The following is a 20,096-nucleotide window of genomic DNA, read 5'->3' as shown; positions in this document are numbered from 1 at the left end:
ATCTGATTATTTAATATTTAATCCAAAAGGAAGCATTGCCTGAACGCCTTTTTGTTTTTGAAGTCTTTTTACCTGCTCAATTAACATGTAATTTTCTTCGCCGATTTCTTCTTTTATAAAAGCTTCTTTAGATTGGACAAAAGGTAAACCCGAAAGTAAATCATTGAATGTTTTATCATATTCCGGATAGTTTTGCGTGCTGTATGTTTTTATTTTGGCAATTTTTGCAGCTTCGGCAATAGCATCATTCAATCCTCCAATTTTATCAACCAAACCAATTTTTAACGCTTCAGTTCCAGACCATACTCTTCCTTGTGCGATTGAGTCAACTTGCGCAAAAGTCATTTTTCTTCCCTCGGCAACATGCGTTACAAAAGTGTTGTAAATATGTTCAACTCCTTCTAAAGTGAATGCTTTAAACTTTTCGTCAACAGGCACAAACGGACTATAATTAGCCGAGTTTTCGTGGGTTTTTACCTGTTCTGTATTTATTCCTAATTTAGTTGCTAAAGGGCTGAAGTTTGGTAAAATTCCAAAAACGCCGATAGAACCTGTAATTGTATTGTTTTCAGCAAAAATTTTGTTGGCATTACAAGCGATATAATATCCTCCGGAAGCAGCGTAATTTCCCATTGAAACTACAACCGGTTTCACTTTTTTGGTAATTTCGATTTCTCTCCAGATCAAGTCAGAAGTCAAAGCGCTTCCGCCGGGGCTGTCAATTCTAAGAACGATCGCTTTTACATCATCATTTTCTCTGGCTTCTTTTAGAGAACGGCGCATCGAACCTTCGCCAATTACGGTAACATCTCCTTCGCCGCTTTGTATTTCGCCTTGAGCGTAAATAATAGCAATTTGGTCAGATGCCGTATTTGTTAAAGCTGTTGTAATATTGTTTTGAGTATAATCCAGAATCGAAATCTTGTTATAATCATCGTCTCCGGTAACTTTTAATGCTTTTTTGATCGCATTGTGGTACACATCTTCATAGGCAACAATATCTACCAAATGCTGTGCTTTTGCCATTTCAGGAGTTCTGGCCAATAATCCGTTTGCGATTTCGTTTAATTTAGGAAGCGGAATATTTCGGCTTTTTGAAATATCAGTAGAAACTGTCGTCCAAATAGAGTTCAAAAGAGCCGTAACTTGTTCTCTGTTAGCATCGCTCATTTTATTTTCTAAAAATGGTTCAACAGCACTTTTGTATTTTCCGTGACGAATCACTTCCATGTGAATGCCTGATTTATCCTGAAAATCCTTGAAGAACATCACTTCAGACGAAAGTCCTTTAAAATCTAAATCTCCTGCGGGATTCAAATAAATAGTATTGGCAACAGAGTTTAAATAATATTCTTTTTGAGAATACGTATTGGCATAAGCCCAAACAAATTTTCCTGATTTTTTAAAGCTTTCAAGAGCATTTCTTAAATCTTTATATTGTGCTAATCCTAAAGAAGATTCGTCGTTTAAGATCGAAATTCCTTTAATATTATCATCCGTTTTTGCTGCTTCGATAGCATTAATAACATCGGTTAAACCAACCCCTTTTTTATCAGAAAAAACAGTTACCCAAGGATCTTTATATTTTCCGGCATAATCATTTTGAATTTGTTTCAGGTCTAATTCAATAACCGAATCGTTTTTAACAGAAACCGTGTCGTCTCCACCAAAAATGGCACCAATAAGAATTACTCCAAAAAAGAAGAGCATAATAAATACAAAAATACCAATAACTGTGGCAATTACATTTCCTAAAAACTTCATAAGTATATTTTTTTTAATAAGTAGCTAAAAAGGCTGGTTTGTTACAAATATAATCTAAATACGATATAATTTTGATACGTGATTTATGAAACAGTTGTAATTTTTGCATTTTTAAATTCCCTAAATAAAGATATATTATTTTGTACGATAGTAAAGGTTTTTTAAAATTAATTTGGGAAAAAGAAACAATAATTGATCGCATGAATCAACTGAAAACTTCTGATTCTTGAGGTAAATAATGTGCTTAATTCTAAAATAGTTTTAGTTAATTTGCAGTAATTATGAAATCACAGCACCAAGTCGTTTTATCTATAGGCAGTAATCAGGGAAACAGGTTGTCAAACATCGAAAGTTGTATTGCTTTAATACATCAGGAAGTGGGAACCGTTATCAGGGTTTCGAGGTTGTATGAAACTCCCGCCTGGGGATTTGAAAGTGATGCTTTTTATAATTGCGCTTTGGTTTTGCACAGCAATTCATCGGCACAAAAAATACTGAATCAGGTTCTTAAAGTTGAAAAACAATTAGGAAGAATCAGATCAAATCAGGAAGGATATCAATCCCGGCTTATTGATGTTGATTTGATTGTTTTTGACGATGAAATTATTGAATCTGAGAAACTTCAGATTCCGCATCCTTTAATGCAAAACAGGAATTTTGTTTTGTTGCCCTTGCAGGATTTAAAACTAGACTGGAAACATCCTGTTTTTCATAAATCTATTTCCGAATTAATTGCGATTTCGCCAGATGATAGTGTTTGTACGGTAGTTCAGGATTTGAAATGCCCGTTGAATGAAATTCCGCTTGAAAGTTTTAATTATATTGCTTTTGAAGGAAATATTGGAGCAGGGAAAACGACATTGGCCCACAAAATTTCAGAAGATTTTAATGCAAAAACAGTTTTAGAACGTTTTGCCGATAATCCGTTTTTGCCCAAATTCTATAAAGATCAAAACCGATATGCTTTTCCGCTTGAAATGTCTTTTCTGGCCGATCGCTATCAGCAATTATCAGATGATTTGGCACAATTTGATTTGTTTAAAGATTTTGTAGTAGCCGATTATCATATTTTTAAATCGCTGATTTTTGCTAAAATTACTTTGGCAGAAGATGAATATCGTTTATACCGAAACCTTTTTGATATCATCTACAAAGAAATGCCAAAGCCTGATTTGTATGTGTATTTATATCAGAATTCAGATCGTTTGCTTCAAAACATCAAAAAACGAGGAAGAACTTACGAACAAAATATTGAAGCAGAATATCTGGATAAAATCAACAACGGTTATCTCGATTATATAAAATCCCAAACCGATTTGAATGTTTTGATAATAGATGTTTCTGATCGTGACTTTGTAAAAAAACACGAAGATTATCTTTTTATTTTAAGTGAAATTCAGAAGAAATTGAATTAGAGAATGTGCCAATTAGAAAATTAGATAATTCCTGAAATGAGGTGAATAATTATCTAATTATCTCATTTTCTAATTGACACATTAAAATCACCTTTTCAGAGCAAAATGTCCTCTTAAAATTGGTTTTGTATTGTCAATTTTCAACGCATACCAATAATCAGAAGCAGGAAGAGGATTTTTGTCCAGAGTTCCGTCCCAACCCATTTTAGAAGCATTTAATTGTGCTATAAGTTTTCCGTATCGATCAAAAATGGTAACTTCTGCCTGCGGATAATTTTCCATTCCGGTTACTTCCCAAACATCATTATAGGAATCGTTGTTTGGAGTAAAAAATGGAGGAAAAACAAGAACAACAAACATTTGTGTGGTTTGACCGCAGCCACTTTTTTCTCTTACAAAAGCAGTTCGTAATCCGCCTGGAACATCATAAAATACATTTGAATCCTGAAAATTGCTACTATCTATAGAATATTCAAAATAATCTTGTTCTTTGGTCAGATAAATCACAACTCTTGTTCCGTTAACCTCAATATGATCTATTTTAGGGAGTAAGCGTTCTGTAACTTTAATGGTTTTTGTACTTGTACAGTTTTCAGCACTTATAACATCAACAGTATAAGTTCCGCCAGTAGTAACTTCAATAGTTTGAGTCGTTGCGCCGGTAGACCATAAATAACCCATTCCTGCAATTCCTGCATCAAGCGTAACTTTTTGAAGCTGACATAAAGCAACTTCTTCATCCGTTACAACAGGAGGCGTATAAATAACAATATTTACAGGAGTTCGATTTGTATTTACGCAACCATTATTTGAAGCTTCGGCGTAATAAGTAGTGTTTGTTGAGATCTTTGGCGTTGTAAAACTATTACCAGAATATAAACTTGCGCCGCCGGTAGAAGCAGTAAACCAATTAATAATTCCAACATCTGTAGTAGCTTCGATTGTTACAGCTCCGGGTCCGCAATTTGTATATGTTGACTTCGTTGCAACAGGTGTTGCAGATGTTTTGTTAATAGTAGCAACAACTGATTTTCGGTTTGAAGGGCAGCCTGCATCAACATAATAAGTTGTGGTTGTATTAAGTACCGGGGTTGTAAAAGTACCTCCTGTTGCTACAGGTGTTGTACTAGTTGCAATATCGTACCAATTTATTGTTGCTCCGGGTGTTGCAGTAGCTGTAAAAGTAAAACTTCCGGAATCGCACATTGGAGAAGGAGAAAGTGGTGTAACTTGCGGAATCGTAATCTTAGTACTTGCTGCGATTTCTAAAGGCGATTCTCCGGGCATTCCGCCATATTCAACAATATACCCTTTTGGCTGATAAGCATCTCCGGGATTTGTTGATCCGGTGTTTGATAAGTCATTCCATGAACCTCTTATTCCAACTCCCGGTTGAGTAATATGCGCATAATCTTCGTCTCCCTGATTATTTGGTTCACCCGTATTCCAGAACGTATAACTCATTACTGTTCCTGCTTCAGGACCTGTTACCCATTTCCAAATGCCTTCAGTTTCGGCATCGCTTCCGCCAATCCATCCGGTTCCGGAGGCTTGTTCTCCGCTTAATTGGGCCTCATCTGCAGACAATAATGTTGCAAGATACCCTTTAAGTCCATAATAATTTTTTGCAGGATCTTCGGCAGCAGCCTTAGCAGCTGACCAGGTAATACCAACACTGGGAACAAATAAATAAAAATGCTGAGTAGAAGGTAAATAATTTGCCTGACCAATAGTTATAGAAAAAGTTCTGGTTCCGGAAGCTGTTGCAGAAGAATTTGTAAATACAACATCCTTAATTGCATCAACAAAATCAGTATATAAAACATCAGCTCCCGTTGGGCTTGATAATTTTAATTTTCCAGCGGTAGAATCCCAACTTGTTGTTATTGATGGATGAGCCGCCGGATTTGAAAGCTCGAGTTTGTCTAAACCACTTGAATAACCGGAAGAAACCTGAATATAAACAGCTTGCGTTCCTGGTTCTGTGGGATCGTGAGTAATGGTAATACCAGTTACAATATTTAAGGTGCTTTGAGGACAATATAATTGATCTCCCGTCGCTTTAATTACCGGAGGTGTTACTGCAAAACTTACTTTTGTATTGTTTTTTTTGCCTGACTTTAAAGTGTCTTTTAATATAATGATTGCAATTTTATCCAGCGTTTTAACTTTTTCAATTGCGTGTAATTGAATAAAACCAAAAACAAAAAATAAAACAGATATTTTCAGGAAATTACTATTTTTCATTTTATAAAAGTATCAATTTTATAATAATAAAAAAATAATTTTCTATTTGTAACATTTAAACACAGAATTTAACGTAAAATAACAATTTATCGAAGTAAATTCTGTTAAATTGTATTTGGCCAATTTAGCTTTTGAAATAAATCCCAAACTACAATTCCGGCACTCACAGCAATATTCAAAGAATGTTTTGTACCCAACTGCGGAATCTCAATACAGCCATCACAAATGGCAACAGCCTCTTGTGCAACACCATAAACTTCATTCCCAAAAACTAAAGCATATTTTTGATTCTTTTCCACTTTAAAATCCTGAAGAAAAATGGCGCTTTCAACTTGTTCAATCGCAAGTGTTAGTACATTCTCTTTTTTAAGTTTTTCAATAACTTCCAAAACATTTTCGTGATGTTCCCAAGTCACAGTTTCGGTTGCGCCAAGAGCGGTTTTATGAATTTCCTTATTAGGAGGAGTGGCTGTAATGCCGCATAATATTATTTTTTCGATCAAAAAAGCATCAGCAGTTCTAAAAACAGAACCAATATTATGCAAACTGCGAATATCATCCAAAACTAATATAAGAGGTGTTTTGTCTGATTTTTTGAAATCTTCGATCGATTTTCGGTCCAGTTCGCTATTTTCAAGTTTTCTCATTGGTGTAAATTCAGGTCATAAAAAAAGCTTCCAAAGATAAGGAAGCTTTTTCAATTATTTTATTTTGTTTCGTTTTCAGATTAGCTTTTAACTGGATCTGGTAAAACAGTACCTTTAATAGTAAGTACTTTTGTAGGTTGTCCTTCAGCATTAGAAGTAACAGTTACAGTTTTTGTAAATGCACCAACTCTGTCAGTAGCATATTTTACACCAATAATACCTTTAGCACCCGGAGCGATTGGCTCTTTTGGAGTTGTTGGTACAGTACAACCACAAGATCCTTGTGTGTTAGTAATGATTAATGGTTTAGTTCCGTTGTTTACAAAAACGAATTCACGTTTTCCATCAGCATTGTGAGCGATAGTCCCGTAATCAATAGTTTCTGTTTCGAAAGCCATTCCTGCACCTTCAACTTTAGCAACTTTAGCTTTTTTAGCCTGAGCATTAGAAGCTGTAATTCCAACTACAGCTAACATAGCGATTAAGATTATTTTTTTCATCTTTAGATTCTTTGTTTTAATTATGAACAAATCTATATAAAATTCTTATATCTCAACTTAAAAATTTCTTAAAATATTTTAATTTTTGAACGGCTTCGATATTCCTTTAAAATATTATAAATTCGCTGTCTTAATTTTTCATTTAAAAGACAATAATTTGGCAGCGAAAGAGAAAGTGGTGAAAGAGACACCTTTGATGAAACAGTACAACGAAATCAAGAGAAAATATCCTGATGCATGTCTGCTTTTCAGAGTAGGGGATTTTTATGAAACCTTTGGAGAAGACGCTATTAGAGCTTCAAAAATCCTTGGAATCACCTTGACTAAAAGAGGTGCGGGCTCTGAAACTGAAACAGCTTTGGCAGGATTTCCTCATCATTCTATTAATACGTACTTGCCAAAATTGGTCAAAGCCGGACTTCGTGTAGCGATTTGCGATCAGCTTGAAGATCCAAAAATGACCAAAACAATCGTGAAACGTGGTGTTACAGAACTTGTAACTCCGGGAGTTTCACTAAACGATGAAGTTTTACAATCAAAAACAAACAACTTTTTAGCATCCGTTTATTTTGCTAATAAAAGTATCGGAATTTCCTTTTTGGATGTTTCAACAGGAGAATTTTTAACCGCTCAGGGAAATGCAGAATATATAGATAAGCTTTTGCAGAATTTTAATCCGAGTGAAGTTTTAGTTCCAAAGAATAATAAAGGAGATTTTAAGGACGCTTTTGGAGATGATTTCCATAGTTTTTACTTAGAAGACTGGATTTATAAAGAAGATTATGCTTTAGAAATCCTGACCAAACATTTTCAAACCATTTCCTTAAAAGGTTTTGGTATTGAAGAATTAAAAGAAGGAATCATTGCCTCAGGAGCGATTTTGTATTATTTGTCAGAAACACAACATAATCGTGTACAGCATATTACGGCAATTCAGCGTATTGCAGAAGATGCCTATGTCTGGATGGACCGTTTTACGATTAGAAATTTAGAATTATACCACAGTTATAATCCAAATGCCGTTACGCTTTTAGATGTAATAGACAGAACGCTTTCGCCAATGGGAGGCCGTTTGTTAAAACGCTGGCTGGCTTTGCCTTTAAAAGACAGCAATAAAATAAAAGGACGTCATGATGTGGTTTCGTATTTGAAATCCAATCCTGAAGTTTTACACACCATTCAATATCAAATCAAGCAAATTTCAGATTTAGAGCGTTTGATTTCTAAAATTGCAGCAGGAAAAGTTTCGCCACGTGAAATTGTTTATCTAAAAGAATCTCTGGATGCTATTATTCCAATAAAAACCCTGGCGCTTCAAAGCCCGCAAGAAGCCGTAAAAGTTATCGGAGATAGTTTGCATGCCTGCGATTTGTTGAGAGAGAAAATCAAAACAACCTTAAATCAGGATGCGCCGGTTGCGATTGCAAAAGGAAATGCAATTGCAAGAGGAATTAGTGCAGAATTAGATGATTTGCGTGATATTTCGACTTCCGGAAAAGAATATTTGGAAGGAATTGAAAAAAGAGAATCAGAAAGAACCGGAATTTCTTCTTTGAAAATATCTTTCAATAATGTTTTTGGATATTATATTGAAGTTAGAAATACGCATAAAGATAAAGTTCCGGCAGAATGGATTCGTAAACAAACGCTGGTAAACGCAGAACGTTATATTACAGAGGAACTAAAAGAATACGAAACCAAGATTTTAGGTGCCGAAGAAAAAATTCATAAAATCGAATCAGAACTTTTTGAGCAATTAATTGCCTGGATTGCAACTTATATTAAACCGGTTCAAATGAATGCGAATTTGGTGGCGCAATTAGATTGTTTGTGCTCCTTTACGCAATTAGCAATCGAAAATCAATATGTATGTCCGGAAATTGATGAAACTTTCGAGCTTGAAATCAAAAACGGAAGACATCCAGTAATCGAAAAACAATTGCCGGTTGGAACTCCATATATCGCCAACGATGTTTTCTTAGATAGGGAAATTCAGCAATTGATAATGATTACAGGTCCCAATATGTCTGGTAAATCGGCTATTTTGAGACAAACTGCGTTGATTGTGTTATTAGCACAAATGGGAAGTTTTGTTCCGGCTGACAGCGTGAGAATGGGAATTGTAGATAAAATCTTTACCAGAGTAGGGGCATCGGATAATATTTCGATGGGAGAATCTACTTTTATGGTTGAGATGAATGAAACGGCTTCTATTTTGAATAATATTTCAGACAGAAGTTTGGTTTTATTAGATGAAATTGGCAGAGGAACAAGTACGTATGACGGAATCTCAATTGCCTGGGCTATTGCCGAATTTTTGCACGAACATCCATCAAAACCTAAAACTTTATTTGCAACGCATTATCATGAATTAAATGAAATGACAGAATCGCTGCCAAGAATCCAGAATTATAATGTTGCCGTAAAAGAATTAAAAGATACCGTTCTTTTTATTCGTAAACTGGTAAAAGGAGGAAGTGCGCACAGTTTTGGAATTCATGTCGCAAAAATGGCGGGAATGCCTCAAATCGTAATTTTGAAAGCACAAAAGTTATTGAAGAAATTAGAAAAGAATCATTCAAGTGATGCATTAAACGGAATCAAATCGGCGAATGATGAAATGCAGATGAGTTTCTTTAATCTAGATGATCCTTTGTTGGAGGAAATAAAAGAAGAGATCATGAGTCTTGATATAAACGCGATTACACCAGTTGAAGCGCTGATGAAACTCAATGAAATTAAAAGGATGCTGGTTAAGAAATAAATTTGTGTATTTAAAGTTTAGGTTATCAGAAAGTTATAAAATAAGTGTAATTTTTTTTCAAAAAAGGCTTGTATAATTGAATAAATGTCCTAAATTTGCACTCGCAATACGAAACAAGTTAAGTATTGTAGTTCTTACAAGATTTGAAACGCGAAAATAGCTCAGTTGGTAGAGCGCGACCTTGCCAAGGTCGAGGTCGCGGGTTCGAGCCCCGTTTTTCGCTCAAAACCATATAATGCTCGGATGGTGAAATTGGTAGACACGCTGGACTTAAAATCCAGTGAACAGCAATGTTCGTGCGGGTTCAAGTCCCGCTCTGAGTACTAAAGCCTCTTCTTTTGAAGAGGCTTTTTTTATTGTGTAAACTCACGTAATTTGAAAACGTTATCTTGTAGCGCAATTTTAAATCTTTAAATAAATCTTGTTTGTTAAAAATCAAGAATCTAAAGCTGTTAATCAAAATCCACAATCTTAAATCTAAAATATAACTATGGGTGCTTTTGTAATTAGTAAAAGATTTAATGATGAATATAAATTCGTATTTACTTCCAGGAAAGGCAAAGTGATTTTTACAAGTTTGAGTTACGAATTGAAGTTTGAGTGTGAAGAAGATATTGAAAAGTTTAAAGGGAAAACAGATCTGGCTAAATTTTTGAAATTTAAAGGCTCTGGAGGGAAATATTTCTTTAAATTGATGCTAGAGGATGTTCACTTTGCTACAAGTCGAAAATATACAACAGAATTGCTTTTGCAAAAAGGGATAAAAGAAATTGTAACATATGCTTCAAGAGCTGAGATTTTGGATTTCTCATCCGGCGAATCGATTTTTGAAGATGAAGTGGTTTTTGAGGAAGAGGAATAAAGGACTACTAATATTTTAAAATTCCAAATTGCAAACTTTGCAAGTGATGGTTATTTGTTTGATTTTGTGTAAATAAGTTTAAATAAAAAAAATCCCAAATTCTAATAAGACTCAGTGTTTTATTTCGAATTTGGGATTTTGTGTTTAGAATTTAGAATTTAAAATATTGGAATTTTAAATTAAATTTTAGACATAAAAAAAACCATCGCAATGATGGTTTTAAAATCTTTAGAATTTAGGTTCTAATTATTTTTTTACTTCTTTAGCAGCGTCTTCAACTTTTGCAGCAGCAGAATCAACTTTTGCAGCAGCAGAGTCAACAGTTGCAGCAGCAGAGTCAACTACAGTAGCAGCAGAATCAACAGCAACAGCAGTAGAATCTACAGTTTCAGTAGCTGCAGCGTCAGCTTTTTTACAAGATACAACAGTTAAAACAGCAACAACAGCTAAACTTAAAAATACTTTTTTCATCTTACTTTATTATAAAAGGTTAATTATTAATTCGTGGCAAAGATATAAATTTTTTAATATGTAAAATATTTTTTTATTTTTTTTTTAAAATATTTTCATTGCTCACGATTATCTTATTTATCAAAGAATATGCCAAAATAAGCAAAAATTATGATATTATTGTATTTTTTGTATAAATTATTTTTCGTTGAATATTCAATAAGAGAATTGGCTATTTCGATTCTCTTGTTTGCAGTTTGTTTTGTTTTTGATTGATTATTCTGCAAAGCTTAAAGCTTAAAATAAGCTTATTTAAATCGATTTTTTGACAATAACGATACTAAATCTCGTTTTATTGTTTTTTTGAGCTTATAAAACCGTTTTCATAATCGTGTTTGTTGCTCCTTTATTATCCTGAATATAGGACTCACAAATCATGCTTTTTTCTTTAAAAAAAGTTTCATCAGTAAGCAGGCGATTAAAATTTTGTTTCAATTCTTCGAAATTAGAAATAACGATACAGCCTCCAAGATCGACCAATCGAATAGCCTCGGCAAAATTCGAATAGTTTGGGCCAATCATAATCGGAATTCCAAACGTTGCAGGTTCTAATATGTTGTGAATACCGGGATTTCCAAAACCTCCGCCAACATAAGCAATTGTTCCGTAGCTGTAAATTTTTGTCAATAAACCTACGGTATCTATTATAAAGACATTGTATTTTGATAAATCAAGGTTTTCTTTTTCAGAAAATAAAACAGTTGATTTTGTGATTTGCGATTTAAGATTCGCAATTTGATCCGTTTTGATATTATGAGGCGCAATAATGAATTTTACATTTTCTGAACTTTGATTGATGTATTCCGTTATTAATGTTTCGTCCTTTGGCCAGGAACTTCCTATAACTATAACAGGGGTGTTATTTTTAAATTTTTCAATAAAATCAATAGTATTATCTCTTTCTAAAATAGCTGCAACACGATCAAATCGGGTATCACCGGAAACAATAACATTATGAAAACCTATTGATTCAATTTTTTCTTTAGATTTTTCATTCTGAACAAAAAAGTAAGTGAAAGCTTTTAGTGCTTTTCGGTAAAAACCACCATACCATTTAAAGAAGGTTTGATTGTCTCTAAAAATTCCGGAAATTAAATAAGTTGGAGTTTTGCTGTTTTCTAATTCTTTTAAATAATTGAGCCAAAATTCATATTTAATAAAAAAGGCCAATTCCGGATGCGCTAATTTTAAAAACTGTTTTGCGTTGCTTTTAGTGTCCAAAGGAAGATAAAGCGTCACGTCGGCAACTGTGTTATTTTTTCGTACTTCATAACCAGAAGGCGAGAAAAAAGTAACGATGATTTTATGAGAGGGATATTTTTCTTTAATTTTTTCGATTACAGGCAAACCTTGTTCGTATTCGCCAAGTGAAGCCGAATGAAACCAAATTGTTTTATCTTCAGGTTTAATTTTTTCCTGTAAAATTGCAAAGATATTTTTACGGCCATCTACAAAAAGCTTAATTTTCGGACTAAAAAGAGCGACAATTTTCAGAAAAAACGCCGCAATAGAAATAACTAAATTATATAGAAAAAGCATCTGTTTATTTTTGTGGCTAAATTACATTTCTTTCGATTATTTTCATTGGTTTGAAGGTATTAAATAACTATTTTTGTTCTTCGTTTTAGAGATTCTGGTTTCAAAACAGATCTTTATTTTAAAAATATATTGAAAATGAAAAAAATTCAAATGGTTGACTTAAAGAGTCAATACGAAAAAATAAAAACTGCCGTTGACGCTTCAATTCAAGAAGTTTTAGATACAAATACTTATATAAACGGACCGTTGGTTCATCAATTTCAAAAAAATCTTGAAGATTATTTGGGTGCAAAACATGTAATTCCTTGCGCAAACGGAACAGATGCTTTGCAAATTGCCATGATGGGATTAGATTTAAAGCCTGGCGATGAGGTTATTACAGTCGATTTTACTTTTGCAGCTACAGTTGAGGTTATTGCTTTGTTACAGTTAACGCCGGTTTTAGTTGATGTTGATATTACAAATATGAATATTGATATCGAGGCAATTAAAAAAGCAATTACGCCAAAAACAAAAGCAATTGTTCCGGTACATTTATTTGGGCGCGCTGCAAATATGGATGCGATTATGGAAATTGCAAATGAACATAATTTATATGTAATCGAAGATAATGCACAAGCAATTGGAGCTGATTATGTTTCGAAATCCGGAGTAAAAAGCAAAGTTGGAATTATTGGACATGTTGCAGCAACGTCATTTTTTCCGTCTAAAAACTTAGGTTGTTATGGTGATGGCGGCGCAATTTTTACAAACGATGATAAATTGGCGCACATTATCCGCGGAATCGTAAACCACGGAATGTATGAGCGTTATCACCATGATGTTGTGGGGGTAAATTCGCGTTTAGATAGTATTCAGGCAGGAGTTTTAAATGCAAAATTGCCACTTTTAGATCAGTATAATGAAGCGCGTCGTTTGGCGGCTACAAAATATAATGCAGCTTTCGCTGGAAATGCGCACATTATTACACCAGAATTTGATGCAAACGAAAATGATCACGTTTTTCATCAATATGTATTGAGAATTATAGATGCAGATCGTGATGCATTAATGAAACATTTATTGGATAAAGCGATTCCGTGTGCTATTTATTACCCAATTCCGTTGCACTCACAAAAAGCGTATGTGGATACTCGCTATAAGGAAGAGCAATTTCCGGTTACGAATCAATTAGTAAAAGAAGTTATTGCTTTGCCAATGCATACAGAACTTGATGACGAGCAAATTAAATTTATTACAGACTCTGTTTTAGAATTTTTGAATAAATAAAGATGAGAAGCTTCCGTATTTTAATTTTGATGATTCTGGTTCAGTTTTCGGCTTTTGCCCAAAAATCGAATGCTAAAGAAGAAGCCGCTGTCCGTAATCAGGTTGAAATTTTGCGTCAGGCAATGATCGACGCTGATGACGAAAAATTAAAATCACTAACTTCTGAAAAGTTGAATTACGTTCATTCAAATGGCGTTTTTCAAAATCAAACCGAATTTATAGACGGAATTGTTAGTGGGAAATCTGATTTTGTAACCATAGATTTTCAGGACCAAACTATTACTATTAATGATAATATAGCAATAGTAAGGCATGTTTTGGCAGCACATACCAAAGATGACGGAATTGAAAAAGACATTAAAATAGGAATAATGCTTATCTGGCAAAAGCAAAAAAACAATTGGATTCTTATTGCCAGACAAGCTTATAAGTTAACTACATAATAAAAATAACCACAAAATGAAAGTATTAGTAACAGGAGGATTAGGGTTTATTGGTTCTCACACCGTAGTCGAATTGCAAAATGAAGGCTTTGAAGTTGTGATAATTGATAATCTTTCTAATTCTACAGAAGATGTTTTAAAAGGAATTACAGCCATTACAGGAAAAACGCCTTTATTCGAAAAATTAGATTTAAGAGAAAAAGCGTCAGTTCAGGATTTCTTTAAAAAACATAATGATGTTACTGGTGTAATTCATTTTGCAGCTTCAAAAGCAGTGGGTGAAAGTGTAGAACAGCCTTTGTTGTACTACGAAAACAACATTAGCAGTTTAGTTTATCTTTTACAGGAATTACAGCAAAAACCAGAGGCAAGTTTTATTTTTAGTTCGTCTTGTACCGTTTACGGTCAAGCCGAAAAAATGCCAATTACAGAAGATGCTCCAATACAAGCGGCAATGTCTCCTTACGGAAATACCAAGCAAATTGGAGAAGAAATTATTACAGATACAGCTAAAGTTACCAATATCAGCGCGATTTTATTGCGTTATTTCAATCCGGTTGGGGCGCATCCAAGTACAGAAATTGGAGAATTACCATTAGGTGTTCCTCAAAATTTAGTTCCTTTTATAACTCAAACAGGTGTTGGTTTACGTAAAGAATTGTCGGTTTTTGGAGATGATTATCCAACTCCTGACGGAACTGCGGTTCGTGATTATATTCATGTAGTAGATTTGGCAAAAGCGCACGTAATTGCATTACAGCGTTTGTTTAATAAAAAGAATTTACAAAAAGTAGAAACCTTCAATTTAGGAACCGGAAAAGGAAGCTCAGTTCTGGAAGTAATTCATAGTTTCGAAAAAGTAAGCGATAAAAAATTGCCATACAAAATCATGCCGCGCCGCGAAGGCGATATCACCGAAGCCTACGCCAATACAGATAAAGCAAATAATGTTTTAGGCTGGAAATCCGAATTAAGTTTAGATGAAGCAATGGCAAGCGCCTGGAAATGGGAACAGAAAGTGCGTTCTTAATAGTTTTCAGTCACAGTCACAGTTTTTTCATAGAGGCGCAGCAGTGCGTCTAACATTCCAATATAAAAATCCCGAATAATTTATTATTCGGGATTTTTATTTCGATTCGATTTATTTTGTAAATTTGTAAGAATTAAAAATGTAGGAATTATGGATTCTGAAAAAGAAAATAAAAAAAATAATAAGGTTGAAGAACCCAGAGTAGAATACGAAGTTCATAAACCTAAATTTAAAGGAATAGATCGTGAAACTTTTGATTTTGATGCCGAGTTTGCAAAAGGATTAACGCCTGAGGAGTTTAAAGCTGAAATGTCTAAGAGAATAAAAGCATATCCTTGGAAAAAATAATTTTTGAAAATGCTGTTCTGGAATATTTTGATAATTTAGTTTTTGCGCTTTTTGAAGAAGAATATTTCGGCTTTTCTCAGTCAGCTCAGAATTATACTGATAAAATAGTTGGTTTTATTGTGTCTAGCATTTCAAGTTTTCCTCACAAGAAAACTCCGCAATCTCTTCAATATTTAGGTTCCAATTATATTTTTTATAAAGCTAATGCAAGAACAACTTGGTATATCTTTTTTGAAAAAAGAAATCAAAATTACCTGATAACTGGAATTATAAATAATAACAGCGAAGAAGTAAATGAATTATAAAAAGAAAATCCTCATAAACATTTCGTTATGAGGATTTTTTTATAGATGTAGTTTTTAACTGAAAACTGTAACTGAGACTGAATACTAAAATTTAAGCATTCGCCGTAACCGCTTCTTTGTCAATTTTGCTAATTAAACCAGCTAAAACTTTCCCTGGGCCAACTTCAGTAAACAAAGTAGCGCCGTCAGCGATCATTTGCTGAACCGATTGCGTCCATTTTACAGGAGCAGTCAATTGTATAATTAAATTCTTTTTGATTTCGTTTGCATCAGAAACTGCATTTGCCGTTACGTTTTGGTAAACCGGGCAAATAGGAGTAGAGAAAGTAGTTGCTTCAATTGCTGCAGCTAATTCTTCTCTCGCTGGTTCCATCATTGGCGAGTGAAAAGCGCCTCCAACAGGTAAAATTAAAGCACGTTTTGCTCCGGCAGCTTTCATAGCCTCACAAGCTTTTTCAACTGCTGTAGTTTCTCCTGAAATAACCAATTGTCCCGGGCAGTTGTAGTTTGCAGCAACCACAATTCCATCAATAGACGCGCAAACTTCTTCAACAATATTATCAGCCAAACCTAAAACTGCAGCCATTGTAGATGGCGTAATTTCGCAGGCTTTTTGCATTGCTAAAGCACGTTGTGAAACTAATTTCAAACCATCTTCAAAAGATAAAGTTCCGTTTGCAACCAGTGCTGAAAATTCTCCTAAAGAATGTCCTGCAACCATTTCCGGTTTGAAATCTTCCCCTAAAGTTTTCGCTAAAATAACCGAATGTAAAAATACGGCTGGCTGCGTAACTTTAGTTTCTTTTAGTTCTTCGGCAGTACCTTCAAACATAATATCTGTAATTCTAAAACCTAAAATTTCATTAGCTTTTTCGAATAATTCTTTGGCTAAAGCCGAGCTTTCATATAAGTCTTTGCCCATTCCTGTAAATTGTGCGCCCTGACCTGGAAATACGTATGCTTTCATTTCTCTAATTTAAAGTTGAATTTTATTGAATTGAAAATTAGTTTCAATTGAAAGGCAAAAATAGTATTTTTTTAGCTCGTATAATCCTTAAACATGTAAATCCATGCTAATCTTGAAAATCGGAGATTGAAAGAAGTGAGTAAAGTAATTACAATAGCAATAATGGGAATGATTCGTAAATCGAATGTTTGATCAAAGAAAAACTGGGCAACACAATATGTAGCAATACCTTGCGCAACAGTTAATCCGTAATTTACATACATCGCACCAAAAAAATAACCCGGTTCTTTTTGAAATTTATAATTACAATTACTGCAATATTCGTTCATTTTTGGTAAACCAAAATTCAGAAAAATATTCTTGTCTTTAAAAACTTTTCCTTTATGACAAATAGGACATTCGTTGCTTAAAATATGAGTTAATGCACTTGACATGATCTTGTTGTTTTTTATTTATACAAAGGTAACTCAGAGTATTATAAGAGTCTTTTTTATATCTTCGCTACTTATAGCACAATAAGGACATTTTGATTGAAATTTCAATAAAAAAACAAATTCCAAAATCTGCAATCTAGGATCTAAAATCTAATCGTGTATGAAAAAATATCCCATTTATAGTGTTCAGAATTTTAGTTGTAACGATATCCATCGTGATTTTTATGTAAATACATTTAAAGAACATCTAAAAAGCCACAGTTTTGTCGAAGAACCGCATCGTCATGATTCGTATTTAATGGTTTTTTTTACGAAAGGTTCCGGTTTGCATGAAGTTGATTTTGATCAATTCGAAATAAAAAAAGGAAGTTTATTTGTTTTGCAACCGGGGCAAATGCATCATTGGAGTTTGTCTGAAGATATTGAAGGTTTTGTGATTATTTTTTCGCAGGAACTTTATAATTTATATTTCGGACAAAAAAAAATCAACGATTATAATTTTTATCATTCTATATATAACAGGCCGGAAATGGTTTTTGAGGAAAATGAAATTCCAAAAATCCTGCCTTATTTTGATTTACTAATTCAGGAAAACAATCAAAACAATAAGCTGCAATTAGATAAACTGCTGAATTTATTAGATTGTATTCACATTGAAGTTTCAAGAAAATATAGTGAAACTTATTCGCATCAAACACATTCATATAATATTAAAATCAATACGTTTGAAATGCTTTTGGAACAATATTTCAGAGAAGAAAAACTGCCCTCTTTTTACGCCGAAAAATTAAATATCACATTAAAACACTTAAACAGAATCTGCAACGAAATCCTTCAAAAAACTGCAACCGAAGTAATTACAGATAGGGTAATTCTTGAAATAAAACGAATGTTAATCGATAAACAATTGTCTATAAACGAAGTTGCATTTGCTCTTGGCTACGAGGATTATTCGTATTTCTCCCGATTCTTTAAAAAACAAACCGGATTGTCTCCAACGGAATTTAGAAGTTCAGTGCGATAATTTTTAGCCACGAATTCACGAATTTATTTGAAAATGAAAATGTTTTTTGCCACAGATTAGAAGATTTTCACAGATTTTAAATCCATCGAATCATTTAATCTGTGGCAAAAACTTCGTTCTAAAAAAATAAATTTGTGGCAAAATTTAAGTAAAAAAAGGGCTTCGACTTCGCTCAGCCTGACAGGTGAAACTCTTGAGAATACGATTGTCAGGCTGAGCGAAGTCGAAGCCCCACGTTCCAAAAAAAGCCTGCACTTCCTAAAAAGTGCAGGCTTTTCAACCAACCAAATTAAATCTCGTAACGAATTAAGCTTGTTTTGCAAATTGCAATTCAATGTTTAAACGAACTTCTTCTCCAACTAAAACACCACCAGTTTCAAGAGCAGAATTCCAGTTTAAACCCCAATCTTTACGATTAATTTTTCCTTCAATATTTAAGCCTACTTTTGTATTTCCCCAAGGATCAGTCATGATTCCGCTAAATTCTACAGGAAATTTTACTGATTTAGAAATACCTTTAATTGTCAAATCTCCAGTTAATTCATAATCACCGTCGTCAATTTTTTTGAAAGATGAAGATTTGAAAGTCAATTTTGGGTTATTTTCAGCATCAAAAAAATCAGCACTTCTTAAATGCCCGTCTCTGTCTGCATTTGCAGTATCGATAGAAGCAATATCTCCTGAAAATTCGATTGCTGCGTTTTCAAAATCATTTCCTTCTGTAGTGATTGAAGCATCGTAAGTTCCAAATTTACCTGAAACATTTGTAAACATCATGTGTTTAACTTTAAAACCAATTTCTGAATGCGTTGGGTCAATTGACCATTTTGTAGTTGCCATAATTTTTATTTTTAAATAATTAATTTCATTTTGATAGGACAAAGTTACGTCCACAGTATTCGAAACACACTTAACCTAGATTAAGAAATAAAAAATGGGATTTTTATTTTTAGATTGATTATCTTAAAAATACAATTCTCATATAGATTATAATTATTCATTATGAAAAGTTTAGTAAAAAAAGAAACGATAATAACCTGAAATTCAGATTTGTTATCGTTTCCCGAGAAAAAAAGTATGTGTTGTTTATGAATTAATAGTTCATCGGAATATCCATTAAAAGAAATTCAGCTTCAGTATTTGCTTTTATATTTAAAGTATCAGTTCCAGAAATTCCAACGGCATCACGAGTGTTTAATTCCTGACCGTTTATCGTTACGTTTCCTTTTAATATGAAAGCGTAAACTCCGTTTCCTTCTTTTTTAATTTTATATTCTGTTGCGGTTCCGGCATCAAAATTCCCCATATTAAACCAGGCATCCTGATGAATCCAAACGCCTTCATCATCTGCATTTGGAGACAAAATTTGCGCTAATTTATTATGTCTGTCCGCAACATTCAAAGTGATTTGTTGGTAACGAGGATCTACATTTCTTTTGTTTGGAAACAACCAGATTTGCAATAATTTAGTTTGTTGATCTGCATTTGGGTTAAATTCACTATGCTGAACTCCGGTTCCGGCGCTCATCACCTGAATATCTCCATTTTTGATAATTTCAGTATTTCCCATGCTGTCTTTGTGCGCCAAATCACCTTCAAGTGGAATCGTAATGATTTCCATATTATCGTGCGGATGCGTTCCAAAACCCATTCCGCCTGCAATCGTGTCGTCATTTAAAACACGAAGTGCCCCAAACTGAATTCTTTCCGGATTGTACCAGCTTGCAAAACTAAAACTGTGATAAGCATTAAGCCATCCGTGATTTGCATTTCCTCTTGTTTCTGCTTTATGTAATACTATATTTTCCATGATGTTTTGCTTTGTGTTATTATTATGGTACAAATTTACGATCAACATGCATGAAGTACACTTAATGTAGATTAAGTTCTTTAAGTAGCTAAGATTCTGAGGTTCTAAGTAGCTAAGTTTTTAGGTGCAAAGGCTCAAAAGTGCAGAGGTTGAGAGGTTTTAATCGTTCTTGAGTAACAAAAGATTTTGTTGGATGGATTTTAATCCATTCTACGCAT

The 20,096-nt window shown here is 33.7% G+C and carries 19 protein-coding genes and 2 tRNA genes; 11 read left to right on the top strand and 10 right to left on the bottom strand.

Annotation, left to right across the window (positions count from 1 at the left end; all coding sequences use genetic code 11):
• Positions 1–6: 6 nt before the first annotated feature.
• On the bottom strand, positions 7–1,764 hold the full coding sequence (sppA, locus tag ACZ0AH_RS19780) for a signal peptide peptidase SppA (protein WP_463477478.1): 1,758 nt from the start codon (positions 1,762–1,764) through the stop codon (positions 7–9).
• Between the two features lie 281 nt (positions 1,765–2,045).
• Between sppA and folK the strand changes: the two genes are divergently transcribed.
• Positions 2,046–3,179, top strand: coding sequence for a 2-amino-4-hydroxy-6-hydroxymethyldihydropteridine diphosphokinase (gene folK / locus ACZ0AH_RS19775; RefSeq protein WP_463477477.1), 1,134 nt, complete (start codon positions 2,046–2,048; stop codon positions 3,177–3,179).
• 87 nt (positions 3,180–3,266) lie between these two features.
• Here the strand turns inward: folK and ACZ0AH_RS19770 are convergent, their stop codons facing one another.
• The 3 genes from ACZ0AH_RS19770 to ACZ0AH_RS19760 all read right to left on the bottom strand — a co-directional run bounded on the left by ACZ0AH_RS19770 (position 3,267) and on the right by ACZ0AH_RS19760 (position 6,573).
• Positions 3,267–5,426: an Ig-like domain-containing protein gene (locus tag ACZ0AH_RS19770; RefSeq protein WP_463477476.1), complete on the bottom strand. Its 2,160-nt coding sequence runs from the start codon at positions 5,424–5,426 to the stop codon at positions 3,267–3,269.
• A gap of 104 nt (positions 5,427–5,530) precedes the next feature.
• Positions 5,531–6,073: an RNA methyltransferase gene (locus ACZ0AH_RS19765; RefSeq protein WP_463477475.1), complete on the bottom strand. Its 543-nt coding sequence runs from the start codon at positions 6,071–6,073 to the stop codon at positions 5,531–5,533.
• Between the two features lie 80 nt (positions 6,074–6,153).
• Positions 6,154–6,573: a DUF1573 domain-containing protein gene (locus ACZ0AH_RS19760; RefSeq protein ID WP_029273217.1), complete on the bottom strand. Its 420-nt coding sequence runs from the start codon at positions 6,571–6,573 to the stop codon at positions 6,154–6,156.
• A gap of 157 nt (positions 6,574–6,730) precedes the next feature.
• On the opposite strand from ACZ0AH_RS19760, the gene mutS reads away from it, so the two are divergent.
• The 4 genes from mutS (at position 6,731) to ACZ0AH_RS19740 (ending at position 10,199) form a co-directional block, all read left to right on the top strand.
• Positions 6,731–9,337: a DNA mismatch repair protein MutS gene (mutS, locus tag ACZ0AH_RS19755; RefSeq protein ID WP_463477474.1), complete on the top strand. Its 2,607-nt coding sequence runs from the start codon at positions 6,731–6,733 to the stop codon at positions 9,335–9,337.
• Positions 9,338–9,487: 150 nt separating this feature from the next.
• A tRNA-Gly gene (locus ACZ0AH_RS19750) sits at positions 9,488–9,560 on the top strand.
• Between the two features lie 14 nt (positions 9,561–9,574).
• A tRNA-Leu gene (locus ACZ0AH_RS19745) sits at positions 9,575–9,660 on the top strand.
• A gap of 167 nt (positions 9,661–9,827) precedes the next feature.
• The gene (locus tag ACZ0AH_RS19740; RefSeq protein WP_463477473.1) at positions 9,828–10,199 is read left to right on the top strand and encodes a DUF1508 domain-containing protein; all 372 of its coding nucleotides are present in this window, start codon (positions 9,828–9,830) and stop codon (positions 10,197–10,199) included.
• 246 nt (positions 10,200–10,445) lie between these two features.
• Here the strand turns inward: ACZ0AH_RS19740 and ACZ0AH_RS19735 are convergent, their stop codons facing one another.
• Positions 10,446–10,670: a PG1828 family lipoprotein gene (locus tag ACZ0AH_RS19735; RefSeq protein ID WP_012023801.1), complete on the bottom strand. Its 225-nt coding sequence runs from the start codon at positions 10,668–10,670 to the stop codon at positions 10,446–10,448.
• 348 nt (positions 10,671–11,018) lie between these two features.
• Positions 11,019–12,248, bottom strand: coding sequence for a 3-deoxy-D-manno-octulosonic acid transferase (locus ACZ0AH_RS19730; protein ID WP_463477472.1), 1,230 nt, complete (start codon positions 12,246–12,248; stop codon positions 11,019–11,021).
• A 135-nt stretch (positions 12,249–12,383) separates the two neighbouring features.
• Between ACZ0AH_RS19730 and ACZ0AH_RS19725 the strand changes: the two genes are divergently transcribed.
• The 5 genes from ACZ0AH_RS19725 (at position 12,384) to ACZ0AH_RS19705 (ending at position 15,643) form a co-directional block, all read left to right on the top strand.
• Entirely contained in the window at positions 12,384–13,517 is a 1,134-nt protein-coding gene (locus ACZ0AH_RS19725; protein ID WP_463477471.1) for a DegT/DnrJ/EryC1/StrS family aminotransferase, read from the top strand.
• 2 nt (positions 13,518–13,519) lie between these two features.
• Entirely contained in the window at positions 13,520–13,960 is a 441-nt protein-coding gene (locus ACZ0AH_RS19720) for a nuclear transport factor 2 family protein (protein WP_463477470.1), read from the top strand.
• A 16-nt stretch (positions 13,961–13,976) separates the two neighbouring features.
• The gene (gene galE, locus ACZ0AH_RS19715; RefSeq protein ID WP_463477469.1) at positions 13,977–14,990 is read left to right on the top strand and encodes a UDP-glucose 4-epimerase GalE; all 1,014 of its coding nucleotides are present in this window, start codon (positions 13,977–13,979) and stop codon (positions 14,988–14,990) included.
• 150 nt (positions 14,991–15,140) lie between these two features.
• Entirely contained in the window at positions 15,141–15,338 is a 198-nt protein-coding gene (locus ACZ0AH_RS19710; RefSeq protein ID WP_463477468.1) for a hypothetical protein, read from the top strand.
• Entirely contained in the window at positions 15,326–15,643 is a 318-nt protein-coding gene (locus ACZ0AH_RS19705; RefSeq protein WP_463477467.1) for a hypothetical protein, read from the top strand. The genes ACZ0AH_RS19710 and ACZ0AH_RS19705 overlap by 13 nt, the downstream gene beginning before the upstream one ends.
• A gap of 91 nt (positions 15,644–15,734) precedes the next feature.
• Here ACZ0AH_RS19705 and fabD read toward each other — a convergent pair whose 3' ends face one another.
• Together fabD and ACZ0AH_RS19695 are read right to left on the bottom strand one after the other, a co-directional pair.
• On the bottom strand, positions 15,735–16,610 hold the full coding sequence (gene fabD, locus ACZ0AH_RS19700; protein WP_463477466.1) for an ACP S-malonyltransferase: 876 nt from the start codon (positions 16,608–16,610) through the stop codon (positions 15,735–15,737).
• Between the two features lie 71 nt (positions 16,611–16,681).
• The gene (locus ACZ0AH_RS19695) at positions 16,682–17,044 is read right to left on the bottom strand and encodes a DUF983 domain-containing protein (RefSeq protein ID WP_463477465.1); all 363 of its coding nucleotides are present in this window, start codon (positions 17,042–17,044) and stop codon (positions 16,682–16,684) included.
• Between the two features lie 160 nt (positions 17,045–17,204).
• On the opposite strand from ACZ0AH_RS19695, the gene ACZ0AH_RS19690 reads away from it, so the two are divergent.
• Positions 17,205–18,068, top strand: a complete 864-nt coding sequence (locus ACZ0AH_RS19690) for a helix-turn-helix domain-containing protein (protein WP_463477464.1) — start codon at positions 17,205–17,207, stop codon at positions 18,066–18,068.
• Positions 18,069–18,374: 306 nt separating this feature from the next.
• Here ACZ0AH_RS19690 and ACZ0AH_RS19685 read toward each other — a convergent pair whose 3' ends face one another.
• Positions 18,375–18,908, bottom strand: a complete 534-nt coding sequence (locus ACZ0AH_RS19685; RefSeq protein WP_463477463.1) for a YceI family protein — start codon at positions 18,906–18,908, stop codon at positions 18,375–18,377.
• A gap of 253 nt (positions 18,909–19,161) precedes the next feature.
• Complete coding sequence (locus tag ACZ0AH_RS19680) at positions 19,162–19,878, bottom strand: pirin family protein (RefSeq protein WP_463477462.1); 717 nt, start codon at positions 19,876–19,878, stop codon at positions 19,162–19,164.
• Between the last annotated feature and the right edge of the window lie 218 nt (positions 19,879–20,096).

The sequence above is a fragment of the Flavobacterium sp. AC105 genome, from assembly GCF_979258495.1.
The sequence above is the reverse complement of the archived record's forward strand: the minus strand, read 5'-3'. Positions and strand labels throughout refer to the sequence as shown.